Here is a 13,110-nt window from a genome sequence, read left to right as displayed (position 1 = left end):
CTCAGCCCTGCAGGAGCACCACCAGCGCGCCAGCGCCGCCCTGGACCGGCGTGGCTTGGACGAAGGCCAGCACCTCGTCGCGCTGGACCAGCCAACGCCGCACCTTGACGCGCAGGACGCCCTCCTTGCCCGGCGAGCCGTGGCCTTTGCCGTGGACGACGCGCACGCAGCGCTTGCCTCGCAGCTGGCAGTCCTGCAAAAAAGCCGCGAGGGTTTCGCGCGCTTCGTCGCTGCGCAGGCCGTGCAGATCCAGCTGGGCCTGGATGCTCCATTGCCCGCGCCGCAGCTTGGTCAGCACTTGCGGCGGCAAGGCCGGTCGTCGGAAGGACAGGTCTTCGTCGGTCTCCAGCAAGGAGTCAACGTCAAAGTCGTCGCTCAGTGCTTGCGCCAGAACGGCTTGCTCGTCGCGCTCGCGACTGCGCGGCTCTGGCGTGGGGCGTGGCCGAGGCACTTGGGCCAGGCCACGGTCCGGCATGGCATGCACGGCCCCGACCGTTTGTGCGAACAGGTTGCGCTCTCGGGCCAGCCGCGCCAACCGTTCGCGTTCCGCGGCTTCGGCGGCCTCTTGGGCGGCGCGGCGTTCGCGCAGCACGCGCTGGACCGAGGCCAGGCTGTCCAGGCCTTTGAGGGGGGGGCTGGCCATCAGATCCACCCCATCTCGGCCAACGATCGGCACGTTCCCTGCCCAACCACCACGTGGTCAAGCACGCGAACGTCCACCAGGTGGAGGGCAGCCGCCAGTCGCTCGGTCAGCCGGCGGTCGTCCCCACTGGGCTCGCACACGCCGCTGGGGTGGTTGTGCGCCAACACCACGGCGTGGGCGTGCAGGGCCAGGGCCCGCACGACCACCTCCCGGGGGTGGACCGCGGTGTGGGTCAGGCTGCCCCGGAACAACTCTTCCAAAGCGATCAAGCGCAGTTGTGCGTCCAGGAAGAGCACCGCAAACACTTCGTGGGGCTTGTGCGCCAATCGCAGCCGAAGCAGGCGTTGCACCGACCCCGGGTCGTTCAGGACGGGACGCTCGGCCATCGGTTGCTCTATCGCACGGCGGGCCAACTCCAGCACCGCGGCCAGTTCGGCCCGCTTGGCCGGTCCCAAGCCTTTGACCGATTGCAAGGCGCTGGCGTCTTGTTGCAGCAAGCCTGAGATGCCGCCGAAACGCTGCAAGAGCGAGTCGGCAAGTTGCAAAACGCCGGTGCCTGCCACGCCCGTCCGCAGCAGCAAGGCCAGCAGTTCGGCGTCGCTCAGCGATTCAGGGCCCCGCTCCAACAGCTTTTCTCTGGGACGGCTGCTGGGAGGAAGGTCGGCCATGGACATGGAGAAATTCTAGAATCGCCCCCCTTTGTCCCTGTGTGACGTGGGCTTGCCCGCGCCGACCATGACCGACCGACTTGTCGCCGCCGGCGATTTCCTGACCTTGCACTACCGCCTCAGCGGGCCCGATGGCGATGCCCTGGTCGACACGTTTGACCAACAGCCGGCCACCTTGACCTTGGGCACGGGGGCGTTGTCGCCCGCGCTGGAGGCGTGCCTGATCGGGCTGCCGGAAGGGGCGCGTGAGGGATTTGACCTCCCTGCGGATGCCACCTTCGGGGCGCACAACCCCGAACTCCTGCAGCGGGTCAGCCGCCGCTTGCTGGACGAACACGGGGATCCGGACGAGCGATACACGGTCGGTGATGTCATCACGTTCCCCACGCCCACCGGCGGCGAGCACTTTGCCGGCCGCGTGGCCGAGGTGGGGCCGGACTGGGTGCTGTTCGACTTCAACCACCCTTTGGCGGGCGTGCCGCTGCGCTTCGAGGTGCAAGTGATCGGGGTGCTGCGATGACGCCAATCACGCAAGAGGTGGTGCTGGCTGAGCCCCGAGGTTTTTGTGCCGGCGTGGATCGGGCCATCGAAATCGTCGAGCGCGCGCTGACCAAGTTCGGTGCGCCCATCTATGTGCGACACGAGATCGTGCACAACACGTACGTGGTGAACGATCTCAAGGCCAAAGGGGCGATCTTCATCGAGGAGTTGAGTGACGTGCCCGCTGGAGCGACCTTGGTGTTCAGCGCGCACGGGGTCAGTCAGGCAGTGCGTCGCGAGGCCGAAGCGCGCGGCTTCCAGGTCTTTGACGCCACCTGTCCGCTCGTGACGAAGGTGCACGTCGAGGTCGCCAAGCTCGCCAAAGAGGGCTACGAGTTCATCATGATCGGCCACAAAGGCCATCCCGAGGTGGAAGGCACCATGGGACAGTTGAGCGAGGGCATTCACTTGGTCGAGGACGTGGTCGACGTCGACCGGGTGCAACTGCGGCAAAGTGAGAAGTTGGCCGTGGTGACACAAACGACCCTCAGCGTGGACGATGCGGCCGACATCCTGGCGGCCGTCCGCCGACGCTTCCCCCAGGTGCGCGAACCCAAGCAGCAGGACATTTGCTACGCCACCCAGAACCGCCAAGACGCCATCAAAGTCTTGGCACCTCAGGTCGACATCGTGGTGGTCGTGGGCAGCCCCACCAGCAGCAACAGCAACCGCCTTCGTGAACTGGCCGAGCGTTTGGGCACCCCCGCCTACATGGTGGACGATGCCGGGCAATTGGAAGCGGCATGGTTCGAAGGGCGCCCCCGTGTTGGACTGACGGCGGGCGCGTCCGCGCCAGAGGTGCTGGTGGAGGCCGTGATCGCCCGACTCCGGGAGATGGGGGCCACCAGCGTGCGCAAGATGGCGGGTGTGGAAGAGCACATCCGGTTCCCCTTGCCCCTTGGACTGGGCGACAAGTCCATGGCCGAGTTGGTGACGACGCGATCTTGACGAGGGTGTCCCGTCGAATTCACTTGGTCTATTAACCCTTTATGCCTTCGAGATTCCATGCTTGACATCACCCTCTTGCGCCGCGACCTGGACGGCGTGCTTCAGCGCCTGCAAGCGCGCAAAACGCCGCAGCCCTTCTTGGACGTCACGCGCTTCCAGGCACTGGAAGCCGAGCGCAAGCAACTGCAAACGGCGACCGAAGACTTGCAGGCCCGTCGCAACAGCCTCTCCAAGGCGATCGGCATGGCCAAAGGCAAGGGCGAAGACGCCTCGGCCTTGATGGCCGAGGTGGGCGGCATCGGTGACGCCTTGAAAGCCAGCGCCGAGCGCCTCGATGCCCTGCAGGCCGAGATGCACGAATTGCTCATGCACCTGCCCAACTTGCCGCAGGCCGATGTGCCCCTGGGTGCCGACGAGGCCGGCAATGTGGAAGTGCGTCGCTGGGGCACGCCGCGCGCCTTCGACTTCACGCCCAAGGACCACGTGGACTTGGGCGAGCCCTTGGGCCTGGACTTCGAGACCGGTGCCAAACTGAGTGGCTCCCGCTTCAGCTTCCTGCGCGGACCTGTGGCCCGCTTGCACCGTGCGTTGGCGCAGTTCATGTTGGACGTCCAGACCCTGGAGCACGGCTACACCGAGTGCTACTCGCCCTACATCGTCAACCGCGAGGTCCTGGAGGGCACGGGGCAGTTGCCGAAGTTCAAAGAAGACATGTTCTGGGTGCTGCGCGGGGGCGATACCGCGGCCAGCGAGCAGTACCTGATCTCGACCAGCGAGATTTCACTGACCAACAGCGTGCGCGAGCAGGTGCTGGACGCTTCGCAACTGCCCATCAAGCTCACCGCCCACAGCCCGTGCTTCCGCTCGGAAGCCGGTTCGGCGGGGCGCGACACGCGCGGCATGATCCGCCAGCACCAATTCGACAAAGTCGAGATGGTGCAAATCGTGCACCCTGAGCAGAGCAACGCGGCGCTCGAGGCCATGGTCGGTCACGCCGAAGCCATCCTGCAGAAGTTGGAACTGCCGTACCGCGTGGTGGCCCTGTGCACCGGCGACATGGGGTTTGGCGCGGCCAAGACCTACGACTTGGAAGTGTGGCTGCCGGCCCAGAACACCTACCGTGAAATCAGCTCGTGCTCCAACTGCGAGGCCTTCCAAGCACGGCGCATGCAAACGCGCTTCAAGAACGCGCAGGGCAAGAACGAACTGGTGCACACGCTGAACGGCTCGGGTTTGGCGGTGGGGCGCGCCTTGGTGGCGGTGCTGGAAAACCACCAACAGGCCGACGGGAGCATCACGGTGCCCGTTGCATTGCAGCCCTACCTGGGCGGGCTCAAGGTGCTGAAGGCCTGATATACTGCCGGGCTTCGCCGCTTTCAGGAGAGGTGGCAGAGTGGTTGAATGTACCTGACTCGAAATCAGGCGTACGGTATCCCCGTACCGGGGGTTCGAATCCCCCCCTCTCCGCCAGAACGCACGTTCTGAGTCAACGCCGACCCCCAACGGGGTCGGCGTTGTGCTTTGTAGGCTCGCCTTCGGCCTTTCCCCCTTTTGGGGGGGCCTGTTCGTCGGATGGTGCCGGTGCCCCACTGTGGGCACGATGCCTGCACCGATTTACTCGATGCAGGCAGGCATGAAATTTCAAGAGGTGGACTCCGGCGACTACCGCATTTACGCCGGAGCGATCGAACGCGGCGTGGGATCGCTGTTCCAAGCGGCCGTGGTGGTGACGAAACAGCAGTCCAGTGGCAAGCGCGTGGAGGTCTTCCGCGACGATCAGGTGGGTGGTGGCTACCTTTGGAGTTGCCCGAAAGAGGCCTTGCGTTTCGCCATCCAACGCGGCCACGACGTGGTCATGTGCCGAACTGGCTTGTCGCAGCGGGTCTGAACCTGTTCCATCGCGCATGCGCGACCACAATGGCGCGCATGCGAATCCTTTGCTCGATGGCGCGGTGTTGGCGCCGCACGCCCGCCTTGGCCCTGGTCATCGTCCTGAGCCTGGGGGGGTGTCAGCGCGCCGAGGCCCCAACGACCGCTCCGCTGCCCCAAGTGACGGAGGCGACGGTGGTGCAGCAAGCCGATGCCCTGTTGGCGCTGCACCGCAAGGTGCTCGTGTTGATGGCCGACTTGCGCGAGGACAACGAGGCCCAACGCCTCCAAGCGCAGGCCATCGGCTTGCAATGGTTCCACCAACAGCGGGGCCTGCAACAGCAATTGGCCGAAGCCGTGCTTCGGCCCGGGTCCGAAGTGGCCTTGGACGCCTTGCTCACCCGCATCGAGTCGGAGCCCACGTGGTTCGACGCCGACCGCCTGGCCTTCAAGGAACTGCTGCAACACCTGGCCCAAGAGCAGCGCGGCTCGCAGCAGCTCACCGGCATCCAGCGCGCCAAGCGCATCCAAGACGACCTGACGGCCCTGGCCGAGGTGGAGCAAACCTACGCCGCCGAGTTGGGTGCAGTGATGGGCCGGCTCGAGACGCGCGGGATCGAGCTGAAGCGTGAGCGGTGGGACGACTACGTGGCCAAGCTTCGCGCGCTGTACCCGCGCGAGCAGTTGCTTCGCGACCCGGCTGCCTTGCTGGCACTCGAGGTGCTGGCGCCCTTGCCGGGGGGCAGCGCCCCCGCTCTGCGTGGCCCCGCCCCTGAGCGCGAGCTGTTCGGCGCGCAGTTGCCGCCCAAGACGCTGTTGCTCAGCTTTGACGACGGGCCGCACGGGCGGTACACGGACCAAATTCTGGAGATCCTGCAGCGCCACCAGGCGCCGGCCGTGTTCTTCCAGTTGGGGCAGAACCTGGGCAAGGTGGACGCCGAGGGCAAGGTCAGTCCGGGGCCAGGCTTGAAGGTCGCGCAACGCGTGCTGGCCGCGGGCCATCAACTGGCCAACCACAGCTTCAGCCATGGCCTGATGTCGAAGTTCGAGCCGCCCAAGGTGCGGCAAGAAGCGGCCGCCACCGAGGCCTTGCTCACCGCCGCTGGCCGCCAGGGCGATGCCCTGTTCCGTTTTCCCTACGGCGCGCGCACCGAGGCCGGCTTGTCGGCGGTGGAGGCGCTGAAGCTTCGCTCGATGATGTGGAACGTCGACTCCCTCGACTGGGCCGATCCCATCCCCAAAAGCATCGCCGCGCGCGTGCTGGCCGAGCTGAACAAACGCCAGCGGGGCATCGTGCTGTTCCACGACATCCACGCGCGCACCGTCGAGGCCTTGCCCCTGGTGCTGGAGCAGCTGCAGGCCGACGGTTGGCGTTTCGCGCGGTGGCAGGGCGGGCAGTTCGTGGTCAGCGACCCGGCGACGCAGGCGCCGGCCCTGAGCGGCAACAGCGGCTACCGCGACAGCCATGCGCTGGTGATTGGCATCGACGACTACGCGCAGTGGCCCAAGCTGGCGCACGCCAAGCGCGACGCGCAGGCCGTGGCCGACACGCTGAAGCAGCAGTTCGGATTCAAGGCGGAGAACGTGGAGCTGTTGTTGGACGGACAGGCCACGCGCGCCGCGATCCTCCGGGCGCTCAACCAGCGCCTGGCCGATGCCAAGCGCGTGCAGCGCGACGACCGGGTGTTCGTGTTCTTTGCCGGCCATGGCAGCACGCGGCGCTTGCCCAGCGGGCGCGAGGTCGGCTACATCGTGCCGGTGGATGCCGGTCCCGACGACCTGCAAGCCGGCGCCATTTCCATGCCCCAGTTGCAGGAGGTGGCCGAGGCCATCAGCGCCAAGCACGCGCTCTTGGTGATCGACGCCTGCTACTCCGGCTTGGGGCTGACGCGGGCCGGCGGCAACGCGGCGAGCCAAAACTTCGTGCGCGACAACGCCCGGCGCGTGGCGCGCCAGATGATGACCGCCGGTGGCGCCGACCAGCAGGTGGCCGACGATGGCCCCGGGGGGCATTCGGTGTTCACGTGGACGCTGCTGCAGGCCTTGGGCGGCAAGGGCGACCTGAACGGCGACGGCCTGATCACCGGCACCGAGCTGGCCGCCTACGTGGCGCCGGCGGTGGCGGCCATTGCCCAGCAAACGCCGGCCTTTGGCAGCCTGCCGGGCTCGCAGGGAGGCGAGTTCGTGTTCGCGCTGCGCGCGCCCGACGCGGCCGAGCAAACGCTGTCGGGCGACAGCCGCCAGTTGGACGCGCAGGCCAGTGCCTTGGCACAAAAGGTGGACCGTTTGCGCAGCGCGCCGGCCGCTGGCGCGGCTTCGGCCGTGGAGGTGGCCGTGGCCGGGCTGGATGGCAAACCGCAGGCCCTGAGCACCCCAGCCGAAGCGCCTGCCTTGAGCCCGCGACAAGCGGCCCAGCGCGCCAACGACCGAGGCCTGCAGCTGTACCGCGAACGGCGTTACGCCGAGGCCGAGGCGGCCTTCTTGCAGGCGCTGTCGCTGCAACCAAGGTTCTCGCTGGCCGCCAACAACCTGGGCTTTCTTTTCTACAAGCAGGGTCAGGCGGCCAAGGCCGTGCCTTGGTTCGAGCAGGCGGTGGACGCCGACCCGGCCCGGGCGCTGGCCTGGCTCAACCTGGGCGACGCCCGTCTGCTGATGGGCGACGAGGCCCTGGCCGAGGTCGCCTACCAGCGCTACTTGGCGCTGACGCCGCAGCACAGCCGCGCGGCCGAGGTGCGCGCCTGGCTGGCGGGCGGGCCGAAGCCCAAGCCGCCGGTCTGAAGCTCAGAAGGGGGCAGTGCGCGCCAGCAGCCAGTCGCGCGCCGCGCCGTCCACCAAGGGCAGCAGGCGTTCGCGCACGGTGGCGTGGTAGCCGTTCAGCCAAGTGATTTCGCTGGCGTCGAGCAGGCTGCGGTCGATCGGACGGGTGTCGATCGGGCACAGGGTGAGCGTCTCGAAGGCCAGCATCTCGCCAAAGGCGCCGTTTTCTGGCGTGCTGAGGGGCACGTTGAGCACCAGGTTTTCGATGCGCACGCCCCACTGACCCGGTCGGTACAGACCCGGCTCGATGCTGGTGATCATCCCGGGCTCCATGGCCATGGTGGCGTCGGGGATGGCCTTGGAGATGCTCTGGGGGCCTTCGTGCACGTTCATGAAGTAGCCCACGCCGTGGCCGGTGCCGTGGCCGTAGTCCAGGCCGGCGGCCCACAGGGGCGCGCGGGCGATGGCGTCGAGCATGGGGCTGAGCGTGCCGCGGGGGAACACGGTGCGCGACAGCGCCAGCGTGCCCTTGAGCACGCGGGTGTAGTCGGCCTTCTCTTGGGCGCTGACTTCGCCCAACGCCCAGACGCGGGTGATGTCGGTGGTGCCGCCCAAGTACTGGCCGCCGCTGTCGATCAGGAGCAGGCCAGGGCCTTGGATCACGGCGTGGCTGTCGTCGGTGGCGCGGTAGTGCGGCAAGGCGCCGTTGGCGCGCCAGCCGGCGATGGTGCTGAACGACAGGCTGACGAAGCCGGGGCGCTTGGCGCGCTCGGCGCTCAGCATCTCGTCCACGCTCAGTTCGGTGAGGCGATCGCCGCGGGCCACGGCGGCTTCGAAGGCGGCGTAGAAGGCGCACATGGCGGCGCCGTCTTGGGCCATGGCCTCGCGCACGTGGCGGGCGTCGGCGTCGCTCTTGCGGCTCTTGGCCAGGGTGCTGGGGTTGATGGCCTCCACCACCGTGGCGCTCGCGGGCAAGGCTTGGCGCAGGCCCAGGGTCACGCGCTTGGGGTCCAGCCAGACGGTGGCCTGGGGCGAGACCTCGCCCAGCGCGCGGTGGGCTTGGGCGTAGGGCGCGAGCTGCACGCCGTCGGCCGCCAGGGCTTGGGCCAGGTGGTCGTCGATTTGACCTTCGCTGACGAACAGCGTGGCGCGCTCAGGGGCGATGAGCAGGTGGGCGACGAACACGGGGTTGTAGGGCACGTCGCGCCCGCGCAGGTTCAGCAGCCAAGCCACGTCGTCCAGGCTGCTGACGAGGTGGTGCGTGGCGCCCTTGGCGGCCAGGGCTTGGCGCACGGCGGCCAGCTTGGCGGCGCGGCTTTGCGTGGCGTGCGGCGCGGCGTGGGCCACCACGGGGCGGGCGGGCAGGCCAGGGCGCTCGGGCCAGGCCGCGTCCAGCGGGTCGTGCTCGCTGACGAAGGCCACGCCGGCCTTGGTGGCGGCCGCGGCCATCTGCTGGGCTTGTGAGAGCGCCAGCACCTGCGCGTCGGCGCCGATGCGCTGGCCGGCTTGCACGCGGGCCAGCAGCCAAGCCAGGGGCTCGTCCAGCCCAGCCTTCATGACCTTGACCAACTCGATGCCGCTGCCGGCCAGTTCGTGCTCCGCCTGCTCCCAGTAGCGGCTGTCGGCGAAGACGGCGCAGGCGTCCTGCGTGATCGCCAGAAAGCCGGCCGAACCGGTGAAGCCGCTGAGCCACTGGCGCGCTTGCCAGCGCTCGGGCAGGTACTCGCTGAGGTGCGGGTCGGCCGACGGCACGGCGAAGCCATGCAGGTTCAGGCGGCGCAGTTCGGCTTGCAGGGCGGCCACGCGGGCGCGGGCGGGGTGGGTGCGGGTGTCCATGGTCGTCAGCCGGTGATCGGTGAGGCGCGCATTGTCCGGCGCGCTGGGCGGCGAGCGAAAGTCAGGGGCGATTCACAACTCGGTGCGAACCGTCCAGAGTTCCGGGAACAGCACGACGTCGAGCATCTTGCGCAGGTAGCTGACGCCGGCTGTGCCGCCGGTGCCGCGCTTGAAGCCGATGACGCGCTCCACGGTGGTGACGTGGCGGAAGCGCCAGAGTCGGAACGCGTCTTCCAGGTCGACGAACTCTTCGGCCAGCTGGTACAGGTCCCAGTGCTGCTCGGGGGTGCGGTAGACCTGCTGCCACAGGGCCATCACCGCAGGGTGGGCGGCGTAGGGCTGGGTCCAGTCGCGGTCCAGCACCTCGGCGGGCAGCGGGATGCCGCGGCGCGATGCCAGGCGCAGGGCCTCGTCGTACAGGCTGGGGGTTTCGAACGCGGCTTGCACGGCGGCGAGGCGCTCGGGGTGATGGGCGTGGGGCCTCAGCATGGCGGCGTTCTTGTTGCCCAGCAGGAACTCGATCTGCCGGTACTGGTGGCTCTGGAAGCCGCTGCTGTTGGACAGGTAGGGCCGCACGGCGCTGTACTCGGGCGGCGTCATGGTGGCCAGCACGTCCCAGGCGTGCACCAGCTGCTCGAAAATCTTGCTGACCCGGGCCAGCATCTTGAAGGCCTGGGGCAGGCGGTCTTCGGCCACGTGCTGGCGGGCGGCCACCAGCTCGTGCAGGGCCAGCTTCATCCAGAGCTCGCTGGTCTGGTGCTGCACGATGAAGAGCATCTCGTCGTGCGCCGGCGACAGCGGCTTCTGCGCGGCCAGGATGGCGTCGAGCTGCAGGTAGTCGCCATAGCTCATGTCGCGGCTGAAGTCCAACTGGGCGCCGTGGTGGTCGCCGTGGGGTTCGGCTTGCGGCGCCTTGCCGTGGTCGATCGGGCAGCCCATCAGGTCACCTTGCCTTTGCGCTGGAAGCCGGGCGCGCGCCAGTCGCCGCTGGACAGCACGTCTTTGAGGGCGCTCACGGCGTCCACGACGTCGGTGTGGCGGGTGTACAGCGGGGTGAACCCGAAACGCAGCAGCGGGGGATCGCCGTCTCGGAAGTCGCCCACCACGCCGCGAGCAATGAGGGCCTGCACCACGGCGTAGGCATCCACATCGCTGGGCACCGACAAGGACACCTGGCTGCCGCGCTGGGCGCTGGCGCGGGGCGACTGGACCTGCACCCCAGGCAGTTCGGCGTCCACCGCGGCGATGAAGGCTTCGGTCAGCGCGACCGACTTGGCCCGAATGGCGGCCATGCCGCCGAGTTGCTGTGCGGTGTCGAACACGTCCAAGGCGGACTCCAGGGCCGCCATGGCCACGATGGGCGGCGTGCCGCACTGGTACTGCTGGATGCCGGGCGCGGGGCGGTAGTCGGGCGTGAAGGCGAAGGGCGCGGCATGGCCCAGCCAGCCCGTCAGGGGCTGCCACACCTGGCCTTGGTGGCGCGGGTGCGCCCACACGAAGGCTGGGGCTCCGGGGCCGCCGTTCAGGTACTTGTAGCTGCAGCCCACGGCAAAGTCGGCCGCACTGCCCAGCAGGTCCACGGGCACGGCGCCGGCGCTGTGCGCCAGGTCCCACACGGCCAGGGCCCCCGCTTGCTGGGCCCAGCGGGTGAGCAGGGCCATGTCGTGCATGCGGCCAGTGCGGTAGTTGACGTGGGTGAGCATCAGCACGGCGCAGCGATCGTCCAGCAGCGCCGGGATGTCTTCGGGCGTGTCCACCAGCACCAGTTCACCGCCGTGGGCGCGCACCACGCTCTGGGCGATGTAGTTGTCGGTGGGGAAGTTGCTGCGCTCGCTGACCACCACCTTGCGTTGCCCCTGCTGCAGTTGCAGCGCGGCGTGCATCACCTTGTACAGGTTGACCGAGGTGGAGTCGGCGACCAGCACCTCGCCCGAGCGCGCGCCGATCCAGGGGGCGATGCGGTCGCCCAAGCGGCGTGGCGCGTCGATCCAACCGGCGGTGTTCCAACTGGCGATGAGGTCGTGGCCCCATTCCTGCTCCACCGTGCGGCGGATGTGCTCGGGAGTGGCCTTGGGCAGGGCGCCCAAGGAGTTGCCGTCCAGGTAGACCACGCCTTCGGGCAGGCTGAAAAAGGCGCGCAGGGGCGCCAAGGGGTCTTGGGCGTCGAGCAGTTCGGCGTCTTGGCGGTTCATGGCAGGCTCCGGAGGATGGCGCGCACGGGGCTGGCGCAGGCACCCACCCACTTCAAGGGCAGGGCGATGAGTTCGTAGTCGCCCTCGGGCACCTCGTCGAGCACGAGGTTCTCCAGGACGCGCAGGTCATGCTGACGCAGTTGCTGATGGGCGTCCAGCGATTTGCTGGTCGCTGGGTCGACGCTGGCGGTGTCGATGCCCACCAAGCGCACCCCTTGTGCGGCCAACCAGGCCAGGGTGTCGGGCGCGTAGGCGCTGAAGTCGTCGCGCCATTGGCGGTCGGCCTGGCGGGCGGTGCGCACCAGCACGCGCGGTGGCAGGTTCTGCGCGGCGTGGGCCAGGTGCTCGGGGCGGATGAGCGGGCCCACGTCGATGGCGTGGATCACCCGGCAGGGACCGAGGTAAGGCGCCAGGTCGACCTCGTCGATGGCCGGGGCGCCGTGGGCGTAGTGCAGGGGCGCGTCGGCGTGGGCGCCCACGTGCGGGCTGGTCGTCACGGCACTCAAGTTGACCGGGCAGTCCGGGCCGATGCGCGCCGTCCACTGCAGGGCAAAAGGCTGGTCGCCCGGAAAGATGGGCGACGCGGCAGAAACGGGGGGAGACAGGTCCCAAAGGCGAGGCGTGGGCATGGGCGCGCACCTTAGCGGGGGTTGTGGGGGCGTGGTGTCGGTTGTTTCATACAGATGAGGCCGGGCGCGCCGCCAGGAACTGCGTTCGCAGGCCAGGGTCGCCGTCGCGCCGCCACGCGGCGAACACGGCCGAGGGCTCCGGCGTCTCGGCCAAGGGGCGAAACACCGCGCCCTGGATGCCGGCGCGCTCGAACGCCGCCGGCACGATGGACACGCCCAGCCCTTGGGCCACGAGCGACACGACCGACAACCAGTGCCGCCCCTCGTGTTGCAGCCGGGGGGTGAAGCCGTGCTGGCGGCAGATGTCGACGATGCGCGCGTGGTAATCGGGCGAGCCCTTGCGGGAGAACAGGATGAAGGGCTGATCGGCCAGGGCCGCCAGCGGCACCCGGCGGCGGCGGGCCTCCGGGTGGCCCTGGGGCAGGCAGGCCAAGAAGGGCTCGGCGTACAGCGGCTGGCAGGCGAGGGCGGGCGGCAGGCGGTCGGTGTGCAGCAGGGCCAGGTCGAGCTCCTCGCGCAGCAGGGCGTCGATCTGGTCCTGCGAGTTCAACTCCACGACCACCACCTGCACGCGCGGGTGTCGGGCCTGGAAGGCCTGCAGCCACGCCGCCAGGCCGCGCTGCAAGGCCGAGCCCACGAAGCCCAGGCGCAGGCGCCCGACCTCGCCGGCTTGCACCTCGCGGGCACGCACGCAGGCTTGGTCGGCGCCCTCCAACAGCGCCAAGGCGCTGGCGCGGAACGCCTGGCCCGCGGCCGTCAGGCGCACGCCCTTGCTGTCGCGCTCGAACAAGCGGGCGCCCACGCTCGCCTCCAGTTGCTGGATGGCCACGGACAACGGGGGTTGCGACATGGCCAAGCGCTGGGCCGCGCGGCCGAAGTGCAGTTCCTCGGCCAGGGCGGCAAAGCAGCGCAGGTGGCGGAACTCCATCGCACGGGGGGCTGGATCAATAGGCATCGCGTATCGTCGAAGTCGATGTTCGAATTGGACACGAATCGGGTGAGCCGGAATACTGGGGGCATCCTTTTCT

Annotated in this window: 12 protein-coding genes and 1 tRNA gene; 6 read left to right on the top strand and 7 right to left on the bottom strand. The window is 68.7% G+C overall.

Annotated elements, in window-relative coordinates; genetic code table 11:
• Position 1: 1 nt before the first annotated feature.
• Together EOD73_RS04565 and radC are read right to left on the bottom strand one after the other, a co-directional pair.
• Entirely contained in the window at positions 2–643 is a 642-nt protein-coding gene (locus EOD73_RS04565; protein WP_127681288.1) for a Smr/MutS family protein, read from the bottom strand.
• Entirely contained in the window at positions 643–1,317 is a 675-nt protein-coding gene (radC, locus tag EOD73_RS04560) for a RadC family protein (RefSeq protein ID WP_127681285.1), read from the bottom strand. Before radC ends, EOD73_RS04565 begins: the two co-directional genes overlap by 1 nt.
• Before the next feature lie 61 nt (positions 1,318–1,378).
• Here radC and EOD73_RS04555 point away from each other — a divergent pair, with 61 nt between their 5' ends.
• The 6 genes from EOD73_RS04555 (at position 1,379) to EOD73_RS04530 (ending at position 7,446) form a co-directional block, all read left to right on the top strand.
• Positions 1,379–1,831: an FKBP-type peptidyl-prolyl cis-trans isomerase gene (locus EOD73_RS04555; protein ID WP_127681283.1), complete on the top strand. Its 453-nt coding sequence runs from the start codon at positions 1,379–1,381 to the stop codon at positions 1,829–1,831.
• Positions 1,828–2,799 carry a 4-hydroxy-3-methylbut-2-enyl diphosphate reductase gene (ispH, locus tag EOD73_RS04550; RefSeq protein ID WP_127681281.1) on the top strand — a complete coding sequence of 324 codons (972 nt, stop codon included), beginning with the start codon at positions 1,828–1,830 and terminating at the stop codon, positions 2,797–2,799. Before EOD73_RS04555 ends, ispH begins: the two co-directional genes overlap by 4 nt.
• A gap of 57 nt (positions 2,800–2,856) precedes the next feature.
• Positions 2,857–4,152 (top strand): serine--tRNA ligase, encoded by a 1,296-nt coding sequence (gene serS / locus EOD73_RS04545; RefSeq protein ID WP_127681279.1) that lies wholly within the window; start codon positions 2,857–2,859, stop codon positions 4,150–4,152.
• Positions 4,153–4,178: 26 nt separating this feature from the next.
• Positions 4,179–4,269 (top strand) — tRNA-Ser (locus EOD73_RS04540).
• Positions 4,270–4,432: 163 nt separating this feature from the next.
• Positions 4,433–4,687, top strand: a complete 255-nt coding sequence (locus tag EOD73_RS04535; protein WP_127681277.1) for a hypothetical protein — start codon at positions 4,433–4,435, stop codon at positions 4,685–4,687.
• Positions 4,688–4,725: 38 nt separating this feature from the next.
• Positions 4,726–7,446, top strand: coding sequence for a caspase family protein (locus EOD73_RS04530; protein ID WP_240660592.1), 2,721 nt, complete (start codon positions 4,726–4,728; stop codon positions 7,444–7,446).
• Between the two features lie 3 nt (positions 7,447–7,449).
• Here EOD73_RS04530 and EOD73_RS04525 read toward each other — a convergent pair whose 3' ends face one another.
• The 5 genes from EOD73_RS04525 to EOD73_RS04505 form a co-directional block, all read right to left on the bottom strand.
• On the bottom strand, positions 7,450–9,261 hold the full coding sequence (locus EOD73_RS04525; RefSeq protein WP_127681275.1) for an aminopeptidase P family protein: 1,812 nt from the start codon (positions 9,259–9,261) through the stop codon (positions 7,450–7,452).
• Between the two features lie 72 nt (positions 9,262–9,333).
• On the bottom strand, positions 9,334–10,200 hold the full coding sequence (gene kynA, locus EOD73_RS04520) for a tryptophan 2,3-dioxygenase (protein WP_127681273.1): 867 nt from the start codon (positions 10,198–10,200) through the stop codon (positions 9,334–9,336).
• On the bottom strand, positions 10,200–11,453 hold the full coding sequence (gene kynU / locus EOD73_RS04515) for a kynureninase (protein ID WP_127681271.1): 1,254 nt from the start codon (positions 11,451–11,453) through the stop codon (positions 10,200–10,202). Before kynU ends, kynA begins: the two co-directional genes overlap by 1 nt.
• Positions 11,450–12,082 (bottom strand): arylformamidase, encoded by a 633-nt coding sequence (gene kynB, locus EOD73_RS04510; protein WP_127681269.1) that lies wholly within the window; start codon positions 12,080–12,082, stop codon positions 11,450–11,452. The genes kynU and kynB overlap by 4 nt, the downstream gene beginning before the upstream one ends.
• A gap of 46 nt (positions 12,083–12,128) precedes the next feature.
• Positions 12,129–13,010 (bottom strand): LysR family transcriptional regulator, encoded by an 882-nt coding sequence (locus EOD73_RS04505; protein ID WP_127682412.1) that lies wholly within the window; start codon positions 13,008–13,010, stop codon positions 12,129–12,131.
• Between the last annotated feature and the right edge of the window lie 100 nt (positions 13,011–13,110).

The organism is Inhella crocodyli (genome assembly GCF_004004565.1).
GTDB lineage: Bacteria > Pseudomonadota > Gammaproteobacteria > Burkholderiales > Burkholderiaceae_C > Inhella > Inhella crocodyli.
Note: the sequence above shows the minus strand (reverse complement) of the source record. Positions and strands in the feature narration are given on the sequence as shown.

Coding starts and splice junctions, on each gene's coding strand:
- EOD73_RS04505 (WP_127682412.1), bottom strand. CDS start 13,010: ATGGAGTTCCGCCACCTGCGCTGCTTTGCCGCCCTGGCCGAGGAACTG.
- EOD73_RS04525 (WP_127681275.1), bottom strand. CDS start 9,261: ATGGACACCCGCACCCACCCCGCCCGCGCCCGCGTGGCCGCCCTGCAA.
- EOD73_RS04565 (WP_127681288.1), bottom strand. CDS start 643: ATGGCCAGCCCCCCCCTCAAAGGCCTGGACAGCCTGGCCTCGGTCCAG.
- EOD73_RS04530 (WP_240660592.1), top strand. CDS start 4,726: ATGCGAATCCTTTGCTCGATGGCGCGGTGTTGGCGCCGCACGCCCGCC.
- kynU (WP_127681271.1), bottom strand. CDS start 11,453: ATGAACCGCCAAGACGCCGAACTGCTCGACGCCCAAGACCCCTTGGCG.
- kynA (WP_127681273.1), bottom strand. CDS start 10,200: ATGGGCTGCCCGATCGACCACGGCAAGGCGCCGCAAGCCGAACCCCAC.
- radC (WP_127681285.1), bottom strand. CDS start 1,317: ATGTCCATGGCCGACCTTCCTCCCAGCAGCCGTCCCAGAGAAAAGCTG.
- EOD73_RS04535 (WP_127681277.1), top strand. CDS start 4,433: ATGAAATTTCAAGAGGTGGACTCCGGCGACTACCGCATTTACGCCGGA.
- kynB (WP_127681269.1), bottom strand. CDS start 12,082: ATGCCCACGCCTCGCCTTTGGGACCTGTCTCCCCCCGTTTCTGCCGCG.
- EOD73_RS04555 (WP_127681283.1), top strand. CDS start 1,379: ATGACCGACCGACTTGTCGCCGCCGGCGATTTCCTGACCTTGCACTAC.
- serS (WP_127681279.1), top strand. CDS start 2,857: ATGCTTGACATCACCCTCTTGCGCCGCGACCTGGACGGCGTGCTTCAG.
- ispH (WP_127681281.1), top strand. CDS start 1,828: ATGACGCCAATCACGCAAGAGGTGGTGCTGGCTGAGCCCCGAGGTTTT.